The sequence below is a fragment of the bacterium genome (assembly GCA_017744355.1).
Classification (GTDB): Bacteria; Cyanobacteriota; Sericytochromatia; order S15B-MN24; family UBA4093; genus JAGIBK01.
This window is the reverse complement of sequence record JAGIBK010000007.1, coordinates 113376-139279: the sequence shown is the minus strand read 5'-3', so window position 1 is coordinate 139279 and position 25904 is coordinate 113376. Positions and strand designations below refer to the sequence as shown.

Genomic DNA, 25904 nt, shown 5'->3' with positions numbered 1-25904 from the left:
CGGGATCTGGTAGACTGGGCGTATGATCACGAACCTGTACGAAGCAATCGGCGGCGACGAGACGATCAGGCGGCTGGTGGTCGCCTTCTACGCGCGCGTGGCGGTCGATCCGGACCTCACCCCCATCTTCCCCGAGGACCTGACCGAGACCACCGAGAAGCAGCGCCTCTTCTTGACGCAGTTCCTCGGCGGGCCGCCCCTCTACACCCAGACCCACGGCCACCCGCGCATGCGCGCGCGCCACCTGCCCTTCCCGATCACGCCGACCCGGCGAGAGGCATGGCTGCGCAACATGGCCGCGGCCATGGACGAGATCGGCCTTTCGGGGCCTGAGCGCGAGGAATTCTTCGAGCGTCTGACGCTCACGGCGCACCACATGGAGAACACGCCGGAGCCCCAGACGCTCTCGCTCGAATCCCCGACGCCCTAGAGCAGATCGCCCCACAGGAAGCGCATGGCCGCCGGGAACCGCGTGGCCCAGCAGGCCTCGCTGTGGGTGCCCTTTGGATCCACCAGCCAGAAGTAATCGTCCCGGTGGGTCCAGCCCTGGGAGCGCAGGATGGCGTCCAGGCGCCTTGCCTGGTTGGTAATAGGCCGGCTGCGCTCGGCGCGCCCGACCTCGCGCCCGCCCACGTCCAGGTAGAGACGCGCGCTGTCGGGCTTGGGCCGCTCCTTGAGATAGTCGAAGATGGCCGCCTTGGCGAAGTGCAGCGAGGGCGAGAAGGCCGCCGCTCGGCCGAAGACCTCGGGCGCCTGGTACAGCGCGTAGAGCGAGGTCAGCCCGCCCATCGAGGAGCCTGCGACCGCCGTGAAATCGCGATCGGGCTTGGTGCGCAGGGTGCGATCCACCGTGGGCTTGACCACGTCGGTGACGAAGGAGAGGAAGTCGTCCCCCTCGCCCTTGGAGTTGAAGGCGGTGTCGGGCCACGGGCTCTGCTCGCTCAGGCGGTGCTCGCCGCCGTTGTCGATCCCCACCACGATCATGGGGGGCAACTCGCCGGCGGCCGTCAGCAGATCGAGCGAGGCCCCGATGCGCCAGGCCCCCATGAAAGCCCGCTGGTGCTCGAAGAGGTTCTGGCCGTCCCACATGTACATGACCGGGTAACGGGTCAGGCGCGCCCGCTCGTACCCGATTGGCAGGTAGACGTCCACCCGACGCTTGCGTCCGAGCCTTGGAATGCTCAGCTCTCCAAGCGTGAAGAGCCGGGGGCTGGATGGAAGGGTCGATAACTGGATGGCGTATTGCATAGGCCCGCCTCCCTCGATGTGTTGCTGCGAAAGCGCTGGAACGGGTTCGTATTATAGCGGCCGCTCCCTGAGCCCTCATGTGCGAATTGTACGAAAGGGCTATGATGGAGGCCGAAACGTAGGAAGCAAGCAGAAAGGAATGCACGTGGAACGGATCGTGGTGGTGGGAGGCGGCGCGGCGGGAATGATGGCCGCGATCGCAGCGGCGCAAGCCGGCGCGCGGGTGCTCCTGCTCGAGAAGACGGACCGCCTCGGCTTCAAGATCCAGATCTCGGGCGGCGGGCGCTGCAACATCACCAACGACCTGGACGACCCGCGCGAGCTGGTCAAGATGTATCCCAGCAACGGTCGCTTCCTCTCGGACGCCTTCCGCCGCTTCACCAAGCACGACGTGCTCGCCCTGCTTGCGCGCCACGGGGTCCGCACCAAGGTCGAGGCCCCCTACGACAAGGTCTTCCCCGTCAGCGATCGCTCCCGCGACGTGATCCTCGCCCTCGAGGCCGAGATGAAGGCCCTCGGCGTCGAGATCCGCTACGAGACCCCCATCGCCGGGCTCGAGATCGCGCACGGCCGGGTCACCGGCGTGCGCACCACGGACGACCACCTCATCACCGCCGACGCGGTGATCGTCTGCGTCGGCGGCCGCTCGCTGCCACGCTCGGGCTCGACCGGCGACGGCTACCGCATGGCCGAGGCGGCCGGCCACCGGGTGGTCGACCTCTACCCCTCGCTGGTGCCCCTGCGGGTGAACGGCACCAAGCCCCTCGCGGGCGTCTCGCTCAAGGACGTGGAAGGCACCGTCATGGTGGACGGCAAGGTGGCCGACCGGCGCTGGCGGGGCGACATGCTCTTCACCCACTTCGGCCTCTCGGGCCCCATCGTGCTCCAGCTGAGCCGGGCGGCCGCCGAGGGCCTGCACCGGAGCAAGGCCGTCGAGCTGCGCCTCAACCTCAAGCCCGACCTCAGCGCCCAGGAGGTCGAAAGCGAGCTGCTTGCGCGCATCAACGCCGCCCCGCGCTCGCAGGTCGCCTCCCTCTTCAAGGACGACATGCCCAAGTCCGTCATCGAGCCCTTCCTCGAAGCCGCCGGGGTCGAGGCCACCAAGAAGGTCGCTGAGCTCTCGCGCGGCGATCGCCAGCGCCTGGCCGAGACCCTCAGGGCCTGGCGCTTCCCGGTCACCGGCTGGCACTCGTTCGAGGTCGCCGAGGTGACCGCCGGCGGGGTGGACACCAAGGAGGTGGACCCCAAGACCTTCCAGTCCAAGCTGGTCAAAGGCCTGTACTGGGCGGGCGAGGTGCTGGACGTGGACGGCTACGTGGGCGGCTTCAACTTCCAGGCCGCCTGGTCGAGCGGCCATGCGGCCGGAACCGCCGCCGCCGAGGCCCTTCTGACCAGGTAAGCAACAAATATCCCTCGGTCGCGTCATCGAAACATAACATTTCTCGCCCGGTGCATCGCGCCGGGCGAAATCGTTTTCGAACCCGATTCGGTAAAACCCGCGCCAAGCGCCATTCTCAAGCCAATCGCCCGCAAATTTAGCAGGCGAGGGTTAATTCATTGGGACGTCATTCAACTTTTATTTAGCCGCAAATGCCCCCGCCGTATTATCTGAGCATCGAAGGGAGGCAAGCGCCCCCGGCCCCGCACCACCACTTGGTTTGAGAAAGGAAAAGAACCAAATGAACCTGATGATGCGCGTGCTCAAGGAAGAAGAAGGCCAGGCCCTGACCGAGTACGGCCTCATCCTGGGCCTCATCGCGGTCGTGACCGTGGGCGCCCTCACCATGATGGGCACCAACGTCAACAAGATGCTCTCGTCGATCGCCAACACCCTCAGCGCTACCGGCAAGTAGCCGCGACGCCTATCAAGAGAGGAAGAAAAAAATGACCAAGCTGATGATGAACGTGCTCAAGGAAGAAGAAGGCCAGGCCCTCACCGAGTACGGCCTCATCCTGGGCCTCATCGCGGTCGTGACCGTGGGCGCCCTCACCATGATGGGCACCAACGTCAACAAGATGCTCTCGTCGATCGCCAACACCCTCAGCGCTACCGGCAAGTAGAACGGGAGGGCGGCGAATGCGTAACCGGAACGAATCCGGGCAGGCGTTGGTCGAAACGGCGCTCGTCCTGCCCGTCATCCTGGCGATGGTGCTCGGGATCTTCGGCTTCGGGCACCTCTTCAACGCCCAGCTCGTCATCACCAACGCCAGCCGCGAGGGCGCCCGGATCGGCGCCCTCGGGCGGTCGGACACCAACATCAAGGCGGCCGTTTCCAAGTACCTCAGCGGCGCCGGCCTCACCGACCCCGGGACGGTGGTCACCATCTCGAAGGCACCAGGAGCTGACGGCGCCGACGTGACCGTCAACGTCAGCTACCCCTTCAAGACGGCCCTGAACCTACCGGGTGTCCCCAACCCCATCAACCTCAAGTCGACGGCGGTCATGCGCGTGGAGCAGGATCAATGAAAAAGGCACAAAGGCTGTTAGTCGCGGTGGGCCTCGGGCTCGTCACCAGTGGCGGGATTTTCGCCTACGTCTCCGGTCAGAACGACCGGGCGGACGCCGGCGAGCCCCAAGGACCGGTGGTGGTCGCCAAGGCCCCCATCCCCCTGAACGGCAAGATCGCCCCCGAGATGCTCGCGGTCGAAACGCGACCCACCAAGTTCATCCCCGAAGGGGCCCTCACCGCCCCCGACGTGGCCGTGGGCCGCGTGGCCAAGATCGAGCTGACACCGGGCGAGCCCCTCGTCGAGACCAAGCTCTTCGCCGTCGGCGAGGAGGCCCGGGCGGTCCTGCCCGTGCCGGCCGGCATGCGTGCGATCACCGTCGCGGTCGACGAGGTGGTGGGCGTGGCGGGCTTCGTCCAGCCCGGCATGCAGGTCGACGTGGTCAGCACCCTGGACGTGGAGGGCCAGACGGTCACCAAGTTCCTGTTGCAGCGCGTCAAGGTCTTGGCCTGCGCCCAGGAAGCCAAGCGTGAGGGCGACCCCGAGGCCAAGGTCGTCTCGTCGGCGACCCTCGCCGTCTCCCCCTCCGACGCCGAGAAGCTCATCCTCGCGGCCGACCGCGGCAAGATCCGCCTGGCGATGCGCGACCAGAACGAGCAAGGCGACGCCAAGACCGCCGGCGCCACCCCCGAATCCCTGGTAGGCGTGCACAAGCCGGCGCCGGTCAAGGTCGCCGAGAAGCCCAAGCCGCAGGCCCCCAAGATCGTCAAGGTCATGGTGCCGGCCAAGACCCCCGCCGAGAAGCCCACGATCATGATCATCCGCGGCACCTCGACCGAGTACGTCAGCCGCTAAGAGCCTCTCACCAAACCAGGCTGGTGAGACGCTCTACCCCCCATTCACTAAGGAAGCGAGAAATCTCCGATGAAGTGGTTCCGTTTGGTTCTAGCCGCGTCGCTGATCGTGGCCCCCGCCACCTCCGCCTTCGCCCTGGCGGACGAGACCCTGCCGGTCTCGGTCGGCAAGTCGGAGGTCGTCTCGGTCGGCGGCGAGGTCACCAAGGTGTCCGTCACCGACCCGCAGATCGCCGACGTGGCGGTCCTCTCCAAGAAGGACGTGCTGATCAACGGCAAGAAGCCCGGCACCACCAACCTCATCGTCTGGACCAAGAACAAGCGTCTGACCTACGACGTGGTGGTCCGGGTGGACGCGGGCCTGCTCAAGGCCACCATCCGTAAGGCCACCGGCGCCAAGGACCTGCAGGTCGAGGTCGTCAACGACGCGGTCCTGCTCTACGGCAAGGTGGACCGCACCAGCCAGATCCAGATGGCCGAGAAGCTCGCCTCGGGCTTCGCTCCGCGCGTCGTCAACCTGCTCGCCGCCGACTCGGTGCAGCAGGTCCAGGTGGACGTGGAGGTGGTCGAGCTCGCCAAGAACGGCTCAGGCGAGCTTGGCGTCAAGTGGGGCCAGATGAAGCGCACCTCGAGCGGCGAGGACGTCTTCGACCCGGACATCGCCAACGTGATCCAGGGCGACCCCCGCAACCCCCGCAACGGCCAGGCCTTCTCGAGCCTCGTCTCGGGCGGCGGCACCGCCTTCGGCCTCTACGAGCGTATCAACGCCAAGCTCAACCTCATGGTCGCCAACGGCAGCGCCAAGATCCTCGCCAAGCCCAACCTGGTCGCCGTCAGCGGCGGCAAGGCCGAGTTCCTCGCTGGCGGCGAGATCCCAGTGCCCACCGCCCAGCAGCAGGGCCAGATCTCCTACGAGTGGAAGCCCTACGGCATCAAGCTCTCCATCGAGCCCACCGTGCTCGAGGACGGCCGCATCTCCATGAAGGTCGCCCCCGAGGTCAGCCAGCTCGACTACAACAACGCCGTGCGCCTGGCGAACTTCGTGGTGCCCGCCGTGACCAGCCGCCGGGCCGAGACCCAGCTGGTGCTCGGCCAGGGCCAGGGCCTCGCCATCGGCGGCCTCTTGCAGAGCAACGAGTCCAAGATCGTCGAGCAGGTGCCCCTGATCGGCAGCATCCCCATCATCGGCGAGCTCTTCAAGTCCACCAAGTACCAGAAGAACGAGACGGAGCTTGCGATCCTCGTCACCCCCAGGCTGGTAACCCCCGAGAACAAACCCCAGACGACCGCCAACGTGAAGTAGAGAGGAGGCCCGAACCATGGTCACCCGGCGCAAGCAGCTTCAAGGCAAAGAGCGCTCGCACGAGCGAGGCGCGACCCTCGTCACCACCGCCATCTTCGCAACCGGCCTAGTGGTCGTCGCGGGGCTGGTAGCAGACACCGGGGCCATGATGTACCAGCGAACCCGCATGCAGGTCGCCTGCGACGCGTCGGCGCTGGCTGGGGCCAAGGCCCTCATGGGTGGGCGAACCTACGCCATCCAGCAAGCCAAGGCGGTCGCCGCCAAGAACGGCTACCAGCTCTCGGATGCGGGCATCACCATCCAGCAGGGCAGCCGCATCTCGGTGGCCATGGACAACCCCAGCAAGTCGATGGTGGCCCGGGTGGTCGAGGCGATGCAGGGCAGCGGCAACCCCGACCAGGCCAAGGACCTCTCGGTGGGCGCCAAAGCCACCGCAGACCTGCACTGCGTCGAGCTGACCTACGGTCCTCGCCCCTTCGGCGTCCCCGAGTGCGACTTCGTGGCTGGCGCCGAGTACGTCCTCAAGCAAGGCCCCGCCAACGTGATCAAGGGCAACTTCCAGGCCCTCGGCATCGACGGCACCGGCGCGACCATCTACCGCGACGCGATCCTCAACGGCGCCCGCCGTACCCTCAAGGTCGAGGACATGATCCGGACCGAGCCCGGCAACATGATGGGCCCCACCGTGACGGCCATCAACCAGCTTTTGGGCAACGACCAGACCAGCTACGCCTCGGCGGTCAAGGGAGCCCGTACCCCCCGCGTCATCACCGTGCCGCTCCTGTACTGGGACACCTACCTCTCCTCGATGGGGCGCAGCAACGTGGTCGTGAAGGGCTTCGCCCGCTTCTACGTCTCTTACACGACCAGCCGCGGCGAGGTGTACGGCCGCTTCATCGACCGGGTCGACACCACCACGGTGAAGGGGACCGCCCTCCAGTACGCGGTGCGCCTCGTGGACGACGCCGCCGCCGTTCCGCCGCCCGTGAACCCCACCAACATCTAAGCCCTCGCAAAGCAAGGAGCGATCATGGCCCCCCTTCGTACCCTGCTGCTCGGCGCCGACGCCCAGCGCGACCCGCTGCGTCCCGCCCTCAAGGACCCGCAATTCGCCGATCTAGTCGGCGAGGCCCCGACCCTCGCAGAGGGGGTCGGGGCGGCGATCGCCCTGCGGCCGGATCTCGTGGTGATCGCCTACATGGGCGACCTGGACGCGACCATCCGCGGGGTGGACGGGATCCTCGCCGCCAACCCGCTCGCCAGCCTGATCCTGGTCGGCGCGTCGCTCGACGCGCGCGAGCTGGGGCTCGCCATGCAGGCGGGTATCCGCGAGGTCGTCCCTGACGCGGCCGGCCTGAAAGAAGCCATCCAGCGGTCCCACGTCTTCCTCTCGCGGATGCGGGGCGCCCGCACCGCGAACGAGCCCGGCCGCCCCAAGGTCGGCAAGCTCATCGTCGTCCACTCGCCAAAGGGTGGCGCCGGGAAGTCCACGCTCTCGGCCAACCTCGCCTTGACCCTCGCCCTCGAGGCCACGGGCGACGCGGCCCTGGTGGACCTCTCGCCTCAGTTCGGCGAGGTGGACCTGCTGTTCAACCTCAAGCCCCAGGCCCACTTCTCGGACCTCGCGCGGCTCGGCGGCCAGATCGATCCCGAGACGGTCTCCCAAGCCCTCATGGCCCACGGGAGCGGCCTCCAGGTCCTCGCGAGCGCGCCGACCCCCGAGGACGGCGAGCTCATCGATCGCACGGCGGTCGAGGGGGTCCTCGGCACCCTCAAGGGGCGCTTCGCCTTCACGGTGGTGGACACCGCCCCGATCCTCTCGGAGCCCATCGTGCGCGCCATGGAGCTCGCCGACCGGATCGTCATGCCCTTCTTCCCCGATCTTGCGAGCCTGCGCCACGTGCAGCAGAGCCTCAAGCTATGGCTCGAGCTCGGGATCGACCTGGACAAGGTAGAGCTGGTCGGCTGGAGCCAGAAGAGCGAGGTGGACGCCGAGGCGATCGCCCGCGTCCTGCGCCGGCCGCTCACCCAGCAGCTGCCCTACGTGCCCGACGAGGCGCTGGCCGCCGTCAACGCCGGCACCCCCATGGTGGCGCTTGCGCCGAAGGGCGCCTTCGCCAAGGCCATGAAGACCTTCGCCGCGCGCTACCAGGACAAGCCGCAGACGGCCCTGGTCGAGGTCAAGCCCGCAAGCAAGCTCAGCGAGCTGTTCGCCCGCATCCGGAGGATGATCGATGTTCCTACGCAACCGACTTAACCAGGCAGAGGCCCCGGCGGCTCCCGAGGCCTCGACTGGCGGCACCAAGCCGCTCGTGGCCCCCAAGAGCGTCGAAATCGCCGTGCGCGCGGCCGACCCGCTCGCGGACCTCAAGAGCCGGGTGCATCGCATGCTCGTCGAGAACATGCGGCAGCAGGCCCTCGACGAGACCTCGAGCCCAGAGCAGATCAAGGAGGCCATCCGCGAGGTCCTGGAGACCGCCCTCGCCTCGCCCGAAGGCAGCGGGGCGCACCGGCTCTTGGCCCGCAGCGATCGCGATCGCCTGGTCGAAGAGATCTACAACGACATGCTGGGGCTGGGGCCCCTCGAGCCCCTCTTGGGCGACGACTCCATCTCGGAAATCATGGTCAACAACCCGCGCAAGGTCTACGTGGAGCGCGGCGGCCGCATCACCAAGATCGACGTGGCCTTCTCGGACGACGGGCACTTGCTCAGGGTGATCGACCGGATCGTCTCCAAGGTCGGCCGCCGCATCGACGAGAGCTCGCCCATGTGCGACGCGCGCCTGCCGGACGGCTCCCGCGTCAACGCGATCATCCCGCCCCTGGCCATCGACGGACCCTGCCTGACCATCCGCAAGTTCCGCAAGGACCCCCTCAAGGTCGACGCCCTGATCGACTACGGCAGCCTCACCCAAGCCATGGCCGAGTTCCTCAAGGGCTGCGTCGAAGCCCGGCTCAACATCCTCATCTCGGGGGGGACCGGCTCGGGGAAGACCACCCTCCTCAACGTGTTCTCGGCCTTCATCCCCCACCACGAGCGCCTCATCACCATCGAGGACGCCGCCGAGCTGCAGCTCCAGCAGGACCACGTGATCCGGCTGGAGACCCGCCCGGCGAACGTGGAGGGAGCCGGCAGGGTGGACCAGTCGGAGCTGGTCAAGAACAGCCTGCGCATGCGCCCCGACCGAATCATCCTGGGCGAGGTGCGCGGCGGCGAGGCCCTCTCGATGCTCCAGGCCATGAACACCGGCCACGAGGGCAGCTTGGCCACCATCCACGCCAACTCGGCCCGCGACGCCCTCTCGCGCCTTGAGACCATGGTCCTGATGGCGGGGATGGATTTGCCCCTGCGGGCCATCCGCGAGCAGATCGCCAGCGCCATCAACCTGATTGTCCAGATCGGCCGCGCCAGCGACGGCAGCCGCCGGGTGCTGGGCGTCTCCGAGCTGGTCGGCATGGAGGGCGACACCCTCCAGATGCAGGAGATCTACCAGTTCGCCCGCACCGGGGTGGACGAGGAGGGCCGGATCACCGGCGCCCATCGCCCCACGGGCATCCGCCCCAAGTGCGCGGACGCGCTCAAGCTCAAGGGCATCCCCCTGCCCGTCGAGCTCTTTCAGACCGGAAGCTGGAGCTAGCCATGCTGATCTTCTTGCTCATCTTCAGCGGCGTGACGGTCGCGGCCTTCGCCTTCTCGGGCGCCCTCTCGGGTGCTCCCGAAGCCGTCGGCGCTCGGGTCGCCGACCTCGAAGGGGCGCGCTCGCCGCGCACGCGCGGCGGGATCCTGCGCAGCCTGGGGACGCTCGTCGAGCCCATGGTCAAGGGCCTCGCGATCACCCACAAGCTGGATCGCCAGCTCTACCAGGTGGGCTGGGCCTGGACGCCGAGCGAATTCTTGAGTGCCTGCGCCTTGCTCTCGCTGGCCACCGGCGCCATCGCCGGGGTCGTCTTCGGTCATCCGCTCATCGCGCTCGCAGCCGCGGGCCTCGGCGCGGCGGTGCCCTTCCTGCAGCTCGCCCAGAAGCGCTCCAAGGTCATGAAGGCGCTCAACGAGCAATTGCCCGACGCCCTGATGCTCGTCATCAACGGCCTGCGAGCGGGCAACTCCTTCATCCAGGCGCTCCAGATCGTCTCCAAGCAGATGTCGGGCGCCATCGCCCAGGAGTTCGCCACCACCGTCTCCGAGATCAACTGGGGCCTGCCCATCGAGACGGCCCTCTCCAACCTGGCCGAGCGCATCGGCACCGTGGACATCGAGCTGGTGGTCGCCGCCATGATCGTCCAGCGCGAAACGGGCGGCAACCTGAGCGAGATCCTCAACAACATCCACGACACCATCCGCGACCGCATCAAGGTCGCGGGCGAGGTCCAGGCCATGACCGCCCAGGGGCGCATGTCGGGCATCGTGCTGACCTGCTTGCCCGCGGGCATCGCGGTCCTGTTCTACTTGATCAGCCCCGACTACATCAAGATGCTCTTCATCGATCCGCGCGGGCACCTGCTCATCGGCGGGGCGATCGTCTCGCAGCTCTTGGGCGTGTACTTCATCAACAAGATCGTCGACATCAAGTATTAAGGGGAATCCCACCATGGCTCAACCCATCTGGACCGCCACCCTCTCCTTCATCGCCGTCACCGCGGCGACGCTCGTCGGCCTCTCTCTGGCCACCCCGCGCGAGCGCGCCACCATGCGCCGGATCGACGCGATCGCGGACACCCCCGGCGCCCCGGGCATGCCCCGCGCGCAGCTCCTCGAGCAGCCGTTCTTCCAGCGGGCGGTCCTGCCCGGCCTGGGGGCCTTCGCCAAGCTCGGTGAGCGCCTGACCCCCAAGAGCCAGCGCGATCGCCTCGTCCAGCGCCTCCAGCAGGCAGGCCTCTACGGCCCCTACGCCATCCAGGCCCTGCTCGCCTTCAAGGCCCTCTTCCTGGCGGTAGCGGCCATCACCTTCTGGCTCTTGAGCGGCGTCAACTCGGGGGTCGCCATGATGACGGGTGCCATCATCGCCCTGGTGGGGGCCATGGGGCCGGATCAGTGGATCACCGGCCGGATCCGGCAGCGCAAGGACGCCCTGGTGCGATCGCTGCCCGACACCCTCGACCTGGTCACCTCCAGCGTGGAGGCGGGCTTGAGCTTCGACAGCTCGGTGCTGCGGATCGTCGGCCGCGAGTCGGCCCACGGCCAGGAGATCCGCGAAGAGCTCGGGCGCTACATGACCGACGTGCGGATGGGCCGCACCCGGGCCGAGGCCCTCAACGACCTCTCGCGCCGCTGCGGGGTCACCGACCTGGAAGGGGTCACCGCCGCCCTGATCCAGGCCGACCACCTGGGCGTCGGCGTCGGCCAGGTGCTGCGCACCCAGAGCCTGCACCTGCGCAACAAGCGCCGCCAGCGCGCCCAGGAAGCCGCCATGAAGGCGCCCATCAAGATGCTCTTCCCCCTGGTGTTCTTCATCTTCCCGGCCATGTTCATCGTCACCCTGGGGCCGGCCATCCTGCGCATCATGGACACCTTCAAGAACATGCACTGAGGTTCAATCCACCGGGATGTAGGTATCCAGCCCCATCCCGCTCTTCGTGCGCTGCGGCTCCTTCTTCGAGTTGGTCCTCCCGACCTCCTGGAAGATCTGATCCATCCTCGCGCGCAGGTTATCCCGGGTGAGTTCGATGTTGTAAATCTGATTGGTCACTGAATTACTCGTGCTGACGCCGAAGTACGCTCCCTGGAGCCTGTTCGTGGGCAGGGGGATCCCCGCGTCGATGATCTCGATGATCCGTGCCAAGCGCGAGATCTCGATGAAGCACGAGGCGGTGACGGGACGTTGGACCTCTTTGCCGGTTGCACTCAAGTTGGGATAGTACGTCGACATGGGCGTGTTCGAGGCGTAGAGAGCGGCCATCAAGGGCCGCTTGTCTTCGTGCTCGCCTTTCCAGTTGGGCCCGTAGTATTTGTCGACCAGCCCGAAGTCGATGGACTGGGTGTTGAAGGTCACGTTACCGCCGAAGGACGTCTTGTAGGGGTTGTTGTTGGTCGCATCGAGCGCCCCCTTGAGCTGCTTGAACTGAGCCAGGACCTGTTCCAGGGTTCGCTCCTTGTGATGGATCTGCATGATCAGGTGGTCGAGATTGGGCAAGGTCCCGAACAGGTCCTTGTAAGTCTTCTTGAGATTGTCGGGCCACGGATCGTAGCGGTAGACGTACTCGTCGTACTCCATCCAGAAGCCCTTCTGGCCCTGATTCACGCCGTCGACACGGCGCTCCGGGGTCGTGATGCGCTTGGTTTGAGGGTCGGCGGCGCGCGCGGGGATCACGCAAGTAAGGAACAGCCCTGCGAAAGCCACGGCCAGGTGAAGGTTCCAGCGATGATGCATGCGTGCCTCCTGTTCAGCGAGCAGGTGGGGGACAGCCATGTCATGCCCAAGAATCTGACTATTTTTACAACGATTGATTGATTTTAAAAAGATTATTTTTATTTGAATCAAGAAAACCGCCCCAATCCGGCCAGGCGCGTTCGGTTGGGTAGACAAATCATCCACATTTCCGCAGCCATCCCGGGTCACTTGGTATGATGGAAGGCATGGAAAGCTCCACCCCTCATCCCCCCGCTCGCACCATCCTCCTGAGCGCTGGGCCGCGCGCCGGCAAGACCGCGCAGCTCTGCCGCTGGCGCGAGGGCGCCACCGGCCCTGCTCAGTACCTCAAGCTCACGCGCGAGGACCGGGTTTCGAGCTTTCTGCTCCATCGCTTCCTCGGCGGCTGGCCCGCGATCGCCGAGCGCTACCACCGGCTGCGCGAGCGCATGCCCGACGCTTCCTGGGGTGGGCTGCTGGCGCTTGCGATCGTCGAAGCCCACCCCGACTTCGCGCTCTTCCTGGACGACTTTCACCTGCTCGAAGGAGCGCCGGACGCCGCCGACTGGGTGGCGCTGCTCCAGCACTTCCCCGAGAGCGGCACCCTCGCGGTGGCCTCTCGCCACCAGCTTCCCGAGCTCGGGCGCGCGAACTGCGCGCGGCTCGACGCCGACGACCCGCGCTGGCGCGAGGCGCCGCAGCGCGCCGACCTGCTCGCGCTGCCGCCGGCGGTCCAGAACCGCCTGCTCACCCTGCATGCGATCGGGGAAGGAACTCCCTGCGCCGTGGACGACGAGCTCGTGCGGCGCAACCTCGCCGGGAGGGAGATGGGCGGGACGGTCCGGCTGCGCGCGCCGTGGCAGACGATCGCCAACGAAGCGCTCGCCTTCTCCGACGTTCCCGCCGAGGTGTGGCACGACCTGGAAGGCGAGATCCTGGCCTTCAGGCTCCGGCACTGGGGCAGCCGCGAGGAGGAGCGCCTCCCCGAAATCCTGGATCGCATCCCGCCGAACGTGCGCCGCAAGCGATCCGCCCTGATGGCGCTCGAAGGCCTGCTGCGCCAGCGCGCCCACCGCTTCGACGAGGCGCGCGCCTGCTACCAACGGGCCCTGGACCTCGCCGAGACCCCCGCGGATCGCCAGGCGGCCCTCCTCGGCCTCATGGACGCGGCCGCCCGCCTGAGGGATAGCGAAGCCTTCGATCACCTCCACGCCACCCTCCAGCGCGAGGCATCCCCCGACGACCACGCCCTCAAGGCTCGCCTGCTCTGCAGCCTCGGCACCTACCACTGGTTCGGCGGCAGCCCCCACGAAGCCGCCGAGACCATGCGGGCCGTTCTCTCTTGCCCGACCGAAGGCAACCGTCAGACCGTCTACTACCACGCGCAGGCGCTCGCCCAGCTCGCCATCCACCAGATCGAGTTCCACCACGTCGCGCGATCGCCAGGCTACACCGAGCGCTATATCCATCTCTGCGAGGCCTACGGCTTCGACCGCGAGCTGCTCTACACCTACAGCCTCTCGCTGCACGGTCTGATGCTCGACGAGGCGAGCCCGCCGCCGCTTGGCAAGCTCCTGGCCATGCCCCTCAAGGCCTTCAAGCCCGCCCAGCCGGACGCCCTCTGCAACTACCTGCTCCTGTTCGGGATCCGGTCGTTCTTCATCGGGCGGTACCAGGCCGCCAAGCGCAACTTCGAGATGGTCCTGAGCTTCGCCGACTCGCTGAGCCGCGACGAGGTCCCCCTCATCGCACGGTTCTGGCTCATGCAGGCCCACGGAGTGCTCGGCGAGACCAACCGAGTCCGCGATCACTACGAGGCCCTCCACACCGTCAGGAGCCGGCCGCACTTCTGGGAGAACGTCCAGCTCAGCTGGATCCGCTCCAAAATCTTCTCGGGCGCCCTGGACGAGGCCGCCGAGCTGCTCAGGACGATCCCCTGGACCGTCTCCGACAACCGGTGCCGGGCCACCCTCTACCGGTCCTGGGTCCGGCACCTCCAGGGCGATGAGGATGCTGTTCAGGCGGCGCAGACCCTGCTTCAGAGCGACGAGGGAGCCTTCCTCTGGCACAACGAGGCGCGCGTCTTGCAAACGCTGGGCCTGCGCTCCGCGCCGCCCCTCTTCCACCTCTCGACCTTCGGCGAGACCGCCTTTCGGCGGGTGGACGCCCCCGAGCTACGCTGGCCCCGCAAGAAGGCGCTCTCGCTCATGGCACACCTGGCCCTCAATCCGGCGGGCCTGGAGCAGGCCGAGCTGCTGGATCGGCTCTACGAGGGATCCAGCACCTACGACCCCGCCTCGGCCCTCTACAAGCTGGCCTACGACCTGCGCAAGGTCCTGGGCCCCATCGAGGCGGACGAATTGCTGAGCGCGAACCGCCGCACCTACCGGATGGACTGGAGCCGGGTCGCCCATTGCGACCTGCACGCCTTCGACGCCCTGCGCGCCAAGGCGCAAGCGTTCGAAGCCGCCGAGCTTCGCCAGCTGGCGGGGATCTTCTACTGGATGGCCCTCGAAGAGGCGCCCGGCGCCCTCTTCGAGGACCTGGAGGACGCCGCCTTCGACGAGCCTCGCCGCGCGTACGATTCGCACATCGCCCGCATGCGCACCTTCATCGAGGCCTACTTGTCCCCGGTGATCTCCCGCGTTTTCCTGTTCCAGGCGCTGATCGTCTCCCAGCTTCTCAGGCCCTTCATGGAGCCGCTGAGCGCCATGGCCCTCTGAGCCGGGCGCCGACCGCTCAGTGCATGCAGCGCTTCGGCAACTTGGTCGACCAGGTCAGCGTCACCGCCGGGCCGGAGACCTGGCTCATGCGCGTCGTCGCCAGGTAACTGCCGGTCAGCGTGAGACTGTGGCGCTCGTCCATGTTGAGCCCCAAGCTGACGCGCGGCTCGCCCGCGAAGAAGGCGCCGAAGTTCGAGAAGCCGAGCGTCGGGCTGACGGTGATGATGCAGCCGCCGCCCAGCAACACGCCGAGCCCGAGGCTCATGGCCCCCAGATCGAACGCCTTGCCGACCAAAAAGCCGCCATGGGTCGTGGCGTCGACGTTGGTCTGATCGCCGAGGTTGAGGCCGCGGAACATGGCAAAGCCGCCGCTCCAGCCGTCGTCGTTCACCTTGAGCATCTCGAGGCCCATCATGGTGTAGACGTGGCCGTTCCCCCCCTGATTGGCGAAGACCCGCCCCGAGAGCCCCCACTGCTTGGTGTAGGGCTGCATCACGCAGGCCCCGGTCCCCGCAGCAACGGCCCCACCCCCACCCCCGCACATGTGGTCCCCCGCGAATGCGGGCAAGGCCGTCGTACCCAGCACCGTTGCGGCGATCGCCAAGGCCTTCACGGCAACTCCCATGGTGAACCTCCCTCGCGTCATCCCGCCCGGCCCCTTGTGGCTCGGGCGTTGCCCGAATGATACCCCCTGCGACAAGCGGCGAGCTGGGCATCAACGGCGAGAGCCCCGGCACCTGAGTGCCGGGGCTCGAGAGGGAGCAAGAATCGCTTACTGACCCGTCGTGTCGTTCAGATCGACCGCGAACCAGACGTCCTCGGCGAGCTTGCGCTTGCCGTTCTGGGTGTAGCTGGACTGGATGAGGGTCTCGCCCGCGGCGTTCTTGACCTTCTTGGGGAAGACCTCCACCTCGGTGATGCCGAGCGACGAGAGGGTGAAGAGCTCGTCGGACTGCACCTTGGCGTCGTGGTTGCGATCCACCCAGGCCTTGAGGCCTTCCAGCGCAGAACCGCGCAGGGCGGTCTGGAAGACGGGCTTTTCCTTGCCGGCTGAGGCGTAGCGGTTGTGCTCCATCAGGATCATGGCGAGCTTGATGTAGCCGTTCTCGAAGCCGCCGGCGTTGCCGAAGAGGACCTTGCCGGTGATGACCCCGTCACCCTTGGCGGCCTTGGTGACCTCGCCCTTGCGGTCATCGACCAAGAGGGCGTCGTTCTCCGCGTTCATCCACTCGGTGCGGATACGGCGGCCGTCGGCCAAGAGGTCGAAGAGGACCGAGCCCTCGCGGACGAAGGCGTTGAAGTCGCGGCGAACCTGGGCCGTGGAGCGCCCGGTGACGCCGATCAGGCCGTTGTCGTTCAGGTCCAGCGCGATGGGCGAAGCCGTCGAGGCGGCGGTCTTGTAGATCGCAAGGGCCGCATCACGGAGCTGGGCCGCGGTGACGTTCTTCATGTCGATCTTGTAGGCCTGACCCCAGACCTCGGAGTACCACTCGTAGATGGAGCGCTGGGTCTGGTCGGCGTTGGATCCCGCCTGCACCAGGCTCAGGATGTCGGTCCAGCTGCCGCCCGCGGCGTTGCGATCGCGGTCGGTGAGGGGCGCGAAGTAGGGCGAGGTGAAGCTCGCCATGTTGGGGTTGATGTAGTGGGTGAAGACGCCCTGGAGGCTGAAGCGCCCACCGGGCAGGATCCCCATGTTCATCAGCTCGGAGAGGCGCAGGAGGCGTGAGGCCTGGCCCAGGATCGACATGCCGTCGCCACCGTTGCCCTCGACGTTCTGGGCGGGGATCCCGGAGTTGATCCAGGACTGGTAGACTCCCGCCTTGGTCGCATCACCTGAGATGCCGTCGATCCAACCGCCGGAAGGGCCGAAGGCCGCGCGCAGCTTGTCCGGCTCGATCTCGCGCGAGTGCCACTCCTTGGCCCAGTCGGGGTTGTGATCAAGCAGGTCCTTGGACTCGCGCACCAGGGAGGTGACCTGGTCGTAGGTCAGCTGGCCACCCTGGATCTTGGGGATCAGGGCGGCGAAGTCCCCCTCGGTCCAGGTGCCGCCGAGCTCCTTGGTGTAGATCTCCTTGAGGCGATCGGCGATGTTCTCGTAGGTGTACTCGACGTACTCGTGCCAGTTCCCCTTGACCCCGTCGCGAACCTCGGGGGTCTTCTTGGTCGGACCGGCCATGGTCTTGGTCTGAGGGGCCGCCGACACAGGGGCAGCCAGCAAGGCGACGGTCAGGGCCAGGGAAAGGGCAGATACCATCCGGTTGAGCTGCATACGATCTCCTTTATTTCACTCCGTGAAAGAAGTTACCAGCAAGCAGGATTTACAGGCATCATTCCCAGAATTCGGACAACATTCAGGGTGTTTTGTTTAGAGATTGTTTTGAAGCCGCCAAATCTTCTTAAAATTCATCCACTAACCATCGCTCGCTGGGTACATGCCCAACGGAAGGGCGTCTCCTGACTTACAAGTAGTCCCTCTGCGACGCACCAAAAAGGAGCAGCTATGAAGACGAAATGGCTCACCCAGGCCCTCACCCTTGGCATCAGCGCTGGTATCCTCACGGCCCCTACCCTCGCCATGGCGGCGACCAAGACCATGAACGGCCCCACCGTCAAGATTCCCGAGACCCGCGACGGCGTGAAGGGCAACGTCCATGAGTACGTCGAGTACACCTACGTCGACGTGGCCTCACGGGTCAACAACCTCGCGGCGGGCTCCGGCCTCTCGGCCGCGGACATCCAGGCCGTCATCCAGCTCGTCACCCAGAATCCGGGCATGACCGACGCCCAGATCCAGGCCGAGATCAACCGCATCAAGGCGAGCAAGACCGTCCAGGGCGTCATCGACCAGTTCGCCGCCCAGTACGCCACCCAGATGCGCAGCGCCAGCACTTACAGCCAGGCGGGCGCGCTCGCCCTGATGCTCGCCCAGAAGCTCCAGGCCACCGGCGCCTACTCGGGCAATACCGTGCGGTTCGACGGTCAGTACTGGTACGGTTCCGCCCACAACTGGGCCGTCAGCACCGGCCTCGGCTGGCCGCTCGAGGCGGCCATGATCCACGGCCCGGACTACACCCCGGCGGGCACGGTCATCAACGAGCAAGCCCTGCTCAAGGCCTGGGCGATCGTCATCCAGTACACGGGTACGAGCCTCGCCGACCCGCTGGTGCTCGACCTGAACGGCAACGGCAAGATCGACGTCACGGGCAAGAGCTCGGCCAAGTTCCGCAACAAGGACAACATGACCTTCGTTTCCCAGGGCTCGGTCCTCTTCGACCTCTTGGGCACCGGCAAGGAGATCCGCACCGAGTGGGTCCAGGGCGGCGACGGTCTCTTGGTCGACAACCGCAAGAACAAGGCCTTCGACCTGGTCAAGCAGGGCAAGCCCCTCAGCATCGCGAACCTCTTCGGCGACGACGGCGGCAAGTTCAGCGGCTTCGTCAAGCTCGCCAAGGAGTTCGACCCCAACGCCAAGCTGGCCGCAAGCACCGGCGGGATCCCGGCCAACCTCGGCATCCTCAAGGGCAAGACCCTCGACGACATGCTCGTCTGGATCGACGACGGCGACGGCAAGGCGACCGCCAAGGAGCTGCACAAGCTCTCGGCCCTCGGCATCACCGAGATCAAGCTGCCCGCGCGCTTCGTCACCAACGAGGCGGGCGAGTACCTGGAGCGCGCCACCTTCACCCGTAACGGCAAGGAGTTCGGCATCCAGGAAGTCTGGTTCGCCAACGAGAAATAACCCGGGCCGCGTGCCCCCGATCCCCCGCCCCGAGCAGTGCTCGGGGCGGGCTTTTTCTGGCTGGTTTTTGTGCTGTGGATGAACTGTCTATGTAGGGGGAAAGCAGCCGAGGGAACGCTTGTAGCAAGCAGCTTTCGAAACCGCTTGCTCCGCTCGGATGCCCGGCCCGGACGCAGGCGGTCGCAGGAAAGGACGTACCATGCAAAACAGCTGGATGACACGCGCCCTCACCCTCGGGCTCACCGCTGGTATCCTCACGGCCCCCACCCTCGCCATGGCGGCGACCAAGACCATGAACGGCCCCACCTCCAAGATCCCAGAGACCCGCGACGGGATCAAGGGCAACACCCACGAGTACATCGAGTACACCTACCAGAGCATCGCCGACCGGATCGCGGGCATGCCCGGCGCCTCCGAGCTCTCGCCTGCGGACCTGCAGGCCCTCGCCGATCGCTTCAAGGGCCAGAACCCGACCGACGCGCAGTTGCAGGCGGCCATCAACGACATCCTCTACCAGAAGGCGATCGCCGCGCTCTCCGGCCGTCTCGACGCGGTCTGGAACGCCATGGGCGGCGGCGGCTGGGGCGTCAGCAAGGCGGCGGTGCTCGAGTTCCTGAAGAGCAACCCCAACGCCACCGACCAGCAGATCCGCAACGTGATCACCACCATGCGCGACTGGACCTACGGCGGCAACAGCGTGTCGCGCTACTCGTGGCCGACCAGCTACAGCCACTCGTTCCTGGCCCAGGACCTCGCTCCCAAGCTCGCCGCGGCCCTCGGCATCGCCACCAACCAGGCGGCCTACAACGCGGCCTACTCGGTCTTCAACAACCGCGGTTTCAACTACAACGACCCGCTGGTGCTCGATCTCAACGGCAACGGCAAGATCGACGTCACCGGCCTCAGCTCGGCCAAGCACCGCGCCAAGCAGAACATGGCCTTCGTCGCCCAGGGCGCGGTCAAGTTCGACATCCGCGGCACCGGCACCCCGATCCTCACCGAGTGGGTCGGCAAGGGGGACGGCCTCTTGATCGACAACCGCAAGAACAAGGCCCTCGATCTCGTCAAGCAGGGCAAGAACTTCACCATCGCCAACCTGTTCGGCGACGACGGCGGCCACCTCAGCGGCTTCAACAAGCTCGCCAAGGAGTTCAACCCCGACGCCAAGCTGGCGAGCGCCAACGGGCCCTTCGGCATGCGAAACGCCGGCCTGATCTCGGGCGCGGAGCTCGCCGACATGCTCGTCTGGATCGACGATGGCGACGGCGTGGCCAAGGAGAAGGAGCTCTTCACCCTCCAGTCGCTCGGCATCACCGAGCTCAAGCTCCCCGCCCGCTACGTCGCCAACGCGGACGGCGAGTACCTGGAGCAGGCGACCTTCACCCGCAACGGCAAGCAGGCCCTCATCCAGGAGGTCTGGTTCGCCGGCGACGACCAGAAGTAACCCTCGTTTCTCGCCCCTCCCGCCGGCCATTTCCCGCCCCGGGAGGGGCAATTGTTTTGGATTGATTAGAAGTCTACGAAATCTTTCATAAATCCCGCCGAAACCCTAGGTTGATGGGTACATGGGGATTGGAGCCACGCCCCGACGTACCTTGATAAAGAGGGATGCAATCCCTTGTCATAGCAGGTGTTTTGGTAAAGCAAGTCAGCGAGTCAGCCTCGCAATAAGGAGCACCTATGAAGACAAAATGGTTGAACCGAGCCCTCACGCTCGGCCTTTCCGTTGGTATTCTCACCGCCCCCACCCTCGCGCAGGCAGCGCAGCAAAAGGTCGTCAACGGCCCCACCACCTTCACCCGCGGCGTCCAGAACGGCCAGTCGGGTACCTTCGTCAGCTACACCGAGTACATTTACGAGAGCATCGCCGATCGCCTCGCCCAGCTGGGCGCGGGCTCGGGCCTGACCCAGGCGGACTACGACGCGATCGCCGCGAGCTTCGGCACCACGACCAACGTCTCGGACGCCGAGCTGCTCGCCAAGATCAACCAGGTCAAGCAGGACAAGGCCCGTCAGGCGGCTATCGACGCCTGGCGCGCCAAGTACGGCAGCCAGCTCGCGAACGCCAGCACTTACAGCCAGGCTGGCGCTCTGGCCCTCGAGCTCGCCAAGGCCCTGGTCGCCACTGGCGGCTACGGCGCCCCGATGATCGACGTCAGCAACAACGCCGCCTACCGGGCCTGGGGCGCTGCCCAGCGCGGCTGGCCCCTCGAGGCCGCGGCCATCCACGGCAACGAGTACATCGGCAGCACCAAGGACATCAGCCAAGCGGCTCTGCTCCAGGCCTGGGACATCGTGATGACCGGCAAGGGCAGCCTCGCCGACCCGCTGGTGCTCGACCTGAACGGCAACGGCAAGGTCGACGTCACGGGCAAGAGCTCGGCCAAGTTCCGCGCCAAGAACAACCGGACCTTCGTTCCCCAGGGCTCGGTCATGTTCGACCTCTTGGGTACCGGCAAGCCCCTTCGCACCGAGTGGGTCAAGAAGGGCGGCGACGGCATCCTGGTCGACAACCGCAAGAACAAGTCCCTCAACCTCGTCAAGGCAGGCAAGAACCTCACCATCGCGAACCTGTTCGGCGACGACGGCGGCCACTTCAGCGGCTTCTTCAAGCTCGCCAAGGATTTCGACCCCAACGCCAAGCTGGCCTCCAGCACCGGTGGGATCCCGGCCAACCTCGGCATCATCAAGGGCAAGGCCCTCGACGACATGCTCGTCTGGATCGACGACGGCGACGGCAAGGCGACCGCCAAGGAGCTGCACAAGCTCTCGGCCCTCGGCATCACCGAGATCAAGCTGCCGGCACGCTTCATCACCAACGAGGCGGGCGAGTACCTCGAGCGCGCGACCTTCACGCGGGACGGCAAGGAGTTCGGCATCCAGGAAGTCTGGTTCGCCACCGAAGAGAACAAGTAACCTTGCCGCCGGCACTGCCGGCCCGTCGCTGAAGATTGAGAGGAGTCCATCATCATGAGAATGAATAAGCTCTATAAGGCGATGTTCGCGCTCGCGGCCACCGGCACTCTGCTGCCGGTCGCCCCGGCGCTCGCCGCCGCCCCCGATCCCGGTCCCGGCTGGGTGCTCACCAGCCAGCGGACCGTGCGCAGCTGGGTGCCCGAAGCGGGTGCCGGCTGGGTGCTGGTCGGTCAGCGCCCGGTGACCGAGTTCGTCCCCGACCCGGTCAGCTCGCCGCTGCCCTCCGGTGCCAACGGCGCCGGTCACTGGGAGATGGTCGCTTTCCGTGATCGCAACTACTTCGTGGCCGACTCGGCCATCACCCGCAAGCTGGTAGCCTCCACGCCTCAGGGCCAGTACGTCGGTGCCGGCACCCAGCGCTTCGATGCGGAGCGTGTGGAAGTGTCGCGGACCCCCCGCGAGGTTCGCACCGACCTCAAGAACCCCTCGAAGGAGAAGCTGGACAACGGCATCTACGAGGTCTACAAGCTGGTCAAGTTCGAGAACTGGGACGATGTCCAGTACAAGAGCCCCATCTGGAACATGAAGCAGCAGCAGACCCGGAACCAGCTCTCCTACCACTTCCAGTGGTCGGACGGCATCTACGGGACCCTCATGAGCGAGCCCGATCCCAAGCTCGACTACACGGCCTGGGGCAACGTCGGCGGTCCCGTCAAGGACAGCCTGTCCGGCTACGTGGACTGGGACGCGCTGGTCAAGGAGAAGTACGTCACCAACAGCAAGGACGTCCTGCTCGCCAAGGTGCCCCTCTCGCTGGCCTCCAACGAGGCGGCGAAGGCCAAGAGCGCGACCTTCTTGTCGGATAGCGGCAGCGGCGGCAGCGCAACCTCGGTGGCCGGCTCGCAGAAGCGCGCCGTCTTCAAGGCCGACGAGGCCATCGTCTCGGAGACCAAGAAGGAGACCACGGGCGGCACGGGCGCCGGCAACGTCAATCTGCCCTCGGACAACACCATCTCGTTGCCCAAGCCGGTCGCGACCCCGACTCCGGTTCCCGGCGTCATCGCCCCGACCCCGGCGCCGGTCCTCTCCCTCCCGACCCCGGCTCCGGTCGTCGCCAGCGACAAGGGCTTCACGATGGAGGACTGGATCGGTAGCTGGAAGAGCGTGGGCAGGTCCGGCAACTCCTACGACTACCTGCTGAACATCAAGAAGTACAGCAACAAGAGCTTCCAGTACAACTTCGACAGCTGGTTCAACGCGGACAAGTTCGACCGGATGGGTCCGACCTCCTACTCGAACAACGGTTCGTTCACCGACGAGAAGAAGAAGGAGCACTACAAGGACGGCGACGGCTGGCTCAACTGCGACCTGAAGCTGGATCGCGACAAGAGCGGCAAGCTGAAGCTGAAGGGAACCGTCACGATCTACGAGACCGACCTGCTCGGTTTCAAGACCAAGAACAAGAAGACCTACGACGTCGAACTGACCAAGTAAGCCTTCGCCAAAAACAAGAGGGGGACCCTTTCGGGTCCCCCTCTTTTGCGTTCAAGGTGTCGGCGGGGCGAAGTGGATCGCCTCGATCCCCGCGCGCTCCAGGTAGGCGATGCCGCGCTTGTCGCGGTAGGCGTCCTCGCCGTAGTAGACCTTGCGGATCCCGCCCTTGTTGACGATGCGCTTGGCGCACATCAAGCAGGGCTCGATGGTGACGAAGAGGACCTTGGGGCCTTCGTAATTGCAGAAGAGCAGGGCGTTCTCCTCGGCATGGAGGTGTTCGCAGGCGCCCGGGACCTTGCCCTCGTGCGCGCAGCCGTTGTCGTTCATCCCGACGCCGCCGCCGTTGTACCCGTGACCGACGGTCCGGCGCAAATCATCGGTAGTCACCACCGCCCCGACCTGGGCGCGCGAGCAGGTGGAGTGCTCGGCCCACATGAAGGCGAGGCGCATGTAGGTGGCTTCGGGGGTCGGACGCCCATCGGGCCGCGTCCAGGCTGCTTGTTTGCTGGTGTTCATCATGCTTCGATTCTAGCACCCTCACGATGCTCACGGATGACGAACACGCAAGCGTGGTATAAGCACTTAAGCTTCCTGCATGGCCCTTGCCGTCTCGCTTCGAGGTCTCCATGGCGCCCGTCCCGCTTCGCCTCATCTCGCTTGCAGCCTTCACCGCCCTTTGCGTGACGGGGTGCGGGCTCGAGCTCATCCAGACGGTCGGGCGACTTGGAAACGGCGCGGCCACCAGCGCCCTGCCCAGCTGGCCCGTGGACCTGAAGGTCGGTCTCGGGGAGGCGACCCTGCCGCTCTCGAAGCTGGCGGAGGCGAGCTCGAGCCTGCCCCTGTCCGTGGAGGCCGACCAGACCTACGCCCTGCGCCCGGATCCCAAGGAAATTCCCGCCTACAAGGTCGCCGAGGCGCTGACGGTCCCCGCGACGGCCTCGGCGGTCCCCGCCCCCATGCCGAGCATGCCGGCGCTCGAGCAGCACGGCATAAGCGGACCGGCGCTTAGCTTCGCGAGCCTGAACCTTTCGAACCTGCCTTCGGGGGCGCCGGGCCTGACCATCGGCGACGTGATCCACACCCCCGGGGCCCCCGACGTGCAGCTGAGCGATCCCATTCCCTTCACCCCCGACCCCCAGGTCAAGTCGGTGGGACTCGGCCAGCTGCGCGGCGCACGGCTCGACGCGGGCTCGGTCATCACCCTCAAGGTGCAGAGCGACCTCGGCGGCGATGATCGCCACCTGGTCCGGCTCGCCCTCAGGGATCTGACGATCACGAGCGGCGATGAGGACCTGAACGAGACCTGGCGCGTCGCGAACCCCACCGTGATCTTGCAGGACGGCGACACGATCGCCATCCCCCTCGATGCCGACAAGGTGGTCGCGGGCGGGCTGCGGATCTCCTTTCGCGCGGAAGGCGCCCTCCGGGCCGGCCTGCGCCTCAAGCAGTTCTCGGACGCCCAGCGGCTCTCGACCTCGGTCGACTCGACGCTGCGGATCAAGGCGATCTCGCTGGCTGCCCAGGCGATCCCGACCTCGACCCAGAGCATCGGGACCCTCAAGGTGCCCGAGGACGGGGAGATCCACTCCATCTCGCAGGTGACCGTCGCGAGCGGCTCGCTCACCCTCAAGGTGCGCAACGGCTACGGCTTCCACACCCGGCTCAACCTCGGTCTTTCGGGGATCGTGAACGCGCAGGGGCAGCCCCTCTCGGCGATCGCCGACATCCCGGCAGGCTTGCCGCTCAGCGAGTCGCGCCACGAGATCCCCCTCTCGGGCACGCGCCTGACCGGCGAGCCCGTCACGGCAACCCTATCGGGCCGGACCTTCGACACCGAGGACGGGGTGGATCGTCTGCCTTCGAACCTCGCCCCGCTGAGCGGCAGGATGGCGGCCTTTCGCACCGATCCGCCTTTCGAGGCCGAAGTGGCGATCAGCCCTCTTGTGATCGACAGCGCCCGCGCGGTGGTGAAGAAGACGATCACGGTGGCGACCGCCTCTACCCCGGTGGAGCTGCCGAAGGAGTTCACGCGCCTAGGGGTGGAGCTCAGGCGCGTCGGCCTGCAGTTGCGGCTCGACAACCGCAGCCAGCTCTCGGGCGAGGTCCGGCCCACAATCCAGGCGGTGCTCAAGGACGGCTCGGTCCGAACTTTGAACTATACGGGCAACACGACTTTCTCGGGCTCGGAGACGCGCGGGGTCACCCGTACGAGCGTGCTGGACATCAACGAGACGAACTCCAACCTGATGGAGCTGCTCAATATCGGCGCAAAGTCCCTCGTCACGGGCGCCGAGGTCGTCATCGACACCCAGGGGGCGGCGGTCCCCCTGACCCGCGACGACCAGGTCTCGGGCAAGCTTGCAATCGTCGTTCCCGTGAGCCTGGTGTTCAAGGAGATAGGACCGGGCAAGGAGGCAGCGCCCTACGATCTGAGGCCCGCCACCCCCCTGACCCTGGACGCGGCCACCAAGGCGCGCCTCGCCCAGGGCCAGGTCGAGCGGCTTGCGATCGCCGCCGAAGTGGACAATGGCCTGCGGATCCCGGTCGACCTCCACCTGCTCTTCAGCAAGCAGGACGATCCGTTCGCCGATCCCAGCCCGCTGGTGCGCACCCTCTCGCTGGGTGACGGCAGCGCGACGGCCCGCTCGCTTCTCGACTTCGCGGCCGGGGACCTCCCCTTCTTCCAGGAGGCCAAGACGGTGGGGCTGCGGCTGACCTCGCCGGGCACCAAGGGGCAACCAGTGACGCTCAAGAGCACCGACGCGCTGCGCGTGCGGCTGGTGGCCCTGCTCAAAGTGCGCGTCTCCGCCCAGGCCTTCGGTCAATAGGCGT

At 66.5% G+C, this 25904-nt stretch carries 23 protein-coding genes; 18 read left to right on the top strand and 5 right to left on the bottom strand.

The genetic code is table 11. From position 1 onward, the window contains the following. Nucleotides 1-22: 22 nt before the first annotated feature. Nucleotides 23-430, top strand: a complete 408-nt coding sequence (locus J7643_17010; GenBank protein MBO9542292.1) for a globin — start codon at nucleotides 23-25, stop codon at nucleotides 428-430. On the opposite strand, the gene J7643_17005 is transcribed toward J7643_17010, so the two are convergent. Further along, complete coding sequence (locus tag J7643_17005) at nucleotides 427-1248, bottom strand: alpha/beta hydrolase (protein ID MBO9542291.1); 822 nt, start codon at nucleotides 1246-1248, stop codon at nucleotides 427-429. The two genes, J7643_17010 and J7643_17005, sit on opposite strands and share 4 nt — an antisense overlap. 145 nt (nucleotides 1249-1393) lie before the next feature. On the opposite strand from J7643_17005, the gene J7643_17000 reads away from it, so the two are divergent. The 11 genes from J7643_17000 to J7643_16950 all read left to right on the top strand — a co-directional run bounded on the left by J7643_17000 (nucleotide 1394) and on the right by J7643_16950 (nucleotide 11381). Next, a complete protein-coding gene (locus J7643_17000) occupies nucleotides 1394-2647 on the top strand; it encodes an NAD(P)/FAD-dependent oxidoreductase (protein MBO9542290.1) in 1254 nt (417 codons plus the stop codon). A gap of 280 nt (nucleotides 2648-2927) precedes the next feature. Next, nucleotides 2928-3101 (top strand): Flp family type IVb pilin, encoded by a 174-nt coding sequence (locus J7643_16995; protein MBO9542289.1) that lies wholly within the window; start codon nucleotides 2928-2930, stop codon nucleotides 3099-3101. A gap of 31 nt (nucleotides 3102-3132) precedes the next feature. Further along, complete coding sequence (locus J7643_16990; GenBank protein MBO9542288.1) at nucleotides 3133-3309, top strand: Flp family type IVb pilin; 177 nt, start codon at nucleotides 3133-3135, stop codon at nucleotides 3307-3309. A 16-nt stretch (nucleotides 3310-3325) separates the two neighbouring features. Continuing rightward, the gene (locus J7643_16985; GenBank protein ID MBO9542287.1) at nucleotides 3326-3715 is read left to right on the top strand and encodes a pilus assembly protein; all 390 of its coding nucleotides are present in this window, start codon (nucleotides 3326-3328) and stop codon (nucleotides 3713-3715) included. Then, entirely contained in the window at nucleotides 3712-4551 is an 840-nt protein-coding gene (gene cpaB / locus J7643_16980; GenBank protein ID MBO9542286.1) for a Flp pilus assembly protein CpaB, read from the top strand. Before J7643_16985 ends, cpaB begins: the two co-directional genes overlap by 4 nt. 69 nt (nucleotides 4552-4620) lie before the next feature. Then, nucleotides 4621-5853, top strand: coding sequence for a pilus assembly protein N-terminal domain-containing protein (locus J7643_16975; GenBank protein ID MBO9542285.1), 1233 nt, complete (start codon nucleotides 4621-4623; stop codon nucleotides 5851-5853). 16 nt (nucleotides 5854-5869) lie between these two features. Continuing rightward, nucleotides 5870-6859, top strand: coding sequence for a hypothetical protein (locus J7643_16970; GenBank protein MBO9542284.1), 990 nt, complete (start codon nucleotides 5870-5872; stop codon nucleotides 6857-6859). A gap of 24 nt (nucleotides 6860-6883) precedes the next feature. Continuing rightward, complete coding sequence (locus tag J7643_16965; protein ID MBO9542283.1) at nucleotides 6884-8110, top strand: AAA family ATPase; 1227 nt, start codon at nucleotides 6884-6886, stop codon at nucleotides 8108-8110. Continuing rightward, a complete protein-coding gene (locus J7643_16960) occupies nucleotides 8088-9491 on the top strand; it encodes a CpaF family protein (GenBank protein MBO9542282.1) in 1404 nt (467 codons plus the stop codon). The genes J7643_16965 and J7643_16960 overlap by 23 nt, the downstream gene beginning before the upstream one ends. A gap of 2 nt (nucleotides 9492-9493) precedes the next feature. Beyond that, complete coding sequence (locus tag J7643_16955; GenBank protein MBO9542281.1) at nucleotides 9494-10429, top strand: type II secretion system F family protein; 936 nt, start codon at nucleotides 9494-9496, stop codon at nucleotides 10427-10429. Nucleotides 10430-10442: 13 nt separating this feature from the next. After that, nucleotides 10443-11381 carry a type II secretion system F family protein gene (locus J7643_16950; GenBank protein MBO9542280.1) on the top strand — a complete coding sequence of 313 codons (939 nt, stop codon included), beginning with the start codon at nucleotides 10443-10445 and terminating at the stop codon, nucleotides 11379-11381. A gap of 3 nt (nucleotides 11382-11384) precedes the next feature. On the opposite strand, the gene J7643_16945 is transcribed toward J7643_16950, so the two are convergent. Continuing rightward, on the bottom strand, nucleotides 11385-12221 hold the full coding sequence (locus J7643_16945; GenBank protein MBO9542279.1) for a hypothetical protein: 837 nt from the start codon (nucleotides 12219-12221) through the stop codon (nucleotides 11385-11387). A gap of 206 nt (nucleotides 12222-12427) precedes the next feature. On the opposite strand from J7643_16945, the gene J7643_16940 reads away from it, so the two are divergent. Further along, nucleotides 12428-14923, top strand: coding sequence for a hypothetical protein (locus J7643_16940; protein ID MBO9542278.1), 2496 nt, complete (start codon nucleotides 12428-12430; stop codon nucleotides 14921-14923). Nucleotides 14924-14939: 16 nt separating this feature from the next. On the opposite strand, the gene J7643_16935 is transcribed toward J7643_16940, so the two are convergent. Next, complete coding sequence (locus J7643_16935; protein MBO9542277.1) at nucleotides 14940-15548, bottom strand: hypothetical protein; 609 nt, start codon at nucleotides 15546-15548, stop codon at nucleotides 14940-14942. A 147-nt stretch (nucleotides 15549-15695) separates the two neighbouring features. Beyond that, complete coding sequence (locus tag J7643_16930) at nucleotides 15696-17192, bottom strand: hypothetical protein (GenBank protein MBO9542276.1); 1497 nt, start codon at nucleotides 17190-17192, stop codon at nucleotides 15696-15698. A 231-nt stretch (nucleotides 17193-17423) separates the two neighbouring features. Between J7643_16930 and J7643_16925 the strand changes: the two genes are divergently transcribed. The 4 genes from J7643_16925 to J7643_16910 all read left to right on the top strand — a co-directional run bounded on the left by J7643_16925 (nucleotide 17424) and on the right by J7643_16910 (nucleotide 23072). Continuing rightward, nucleotides 17424-18662, top strand: a complete 1239-nt coding sequence (locus tag J7643_16925) for a hypothetical protein (GenBank protein MBO9542275.1) — start codon at nucleotides 17424-17426, stop codon at nucleotides 18660-18662. 199 nt (nucleotides 18663-18861) lie between these two features. Further along, a complete protein-coding gene (locus J7643_16920; GenBank protein MBO9542274.1) occupies nucleotides 18862-20106 on the top strand; it encodes a hypothetical protein in 1245 nt (414 codons plus the stop codon). 236 nt (nucleotides 20107-20342) lie between these two features. Then, nucleotides 20343-21578 (top strand): hypothetical protein, encoded by a 1236-nt coding sequence (locus tag J7643_16915; GenBank protein ID MBO9542273.1) that lies wholly within the window; start codon nucleotides 20343-20345, stop codon nucleotides 21576-21578. Between the two features lie 54 nt (nucleotides 21579-21632). Further along, a complete protein-coding gene (locus tag J7643_16910) occupies nucleotides 21633-23072 on the top strand; it encodes a hypothetical protein (protein ID MBO9542272.1) in 1440 nt (479 codons plus the stop codon). Between the two features lie 51 nt (nucleotides 23073-23123). On the opposite strand, the gene J7643_16905 is transcribed toward J7643_16910, so the two are convergent. Further along, nucleotides 23124-23591, bottom strand: coding sequence for a hypothetical protein (locus tag J7643_16905; GenBank protein MBO9542271.1), 468 nt, complete (start codon nucleotides 23589-23591; stop codon nucleotides 23124-23126). A 107-nt stretch (nucleotides 23592-23698) separates the two neighbouring features. Here J7643_16905 and J7643_16900 point away from each other — a divergent pair, with 107 nt between their 5' ends. Further along, entirely contained in the window at nucleotides 23699-25900 is a 2202-nt protein-coding gene (locus tag J7643_16900; protein MBO9542270.1) for a hypothetical protein, read from the top strand. Nucleotides 25901-25904 lie beyond the last annotated feature (4 nt).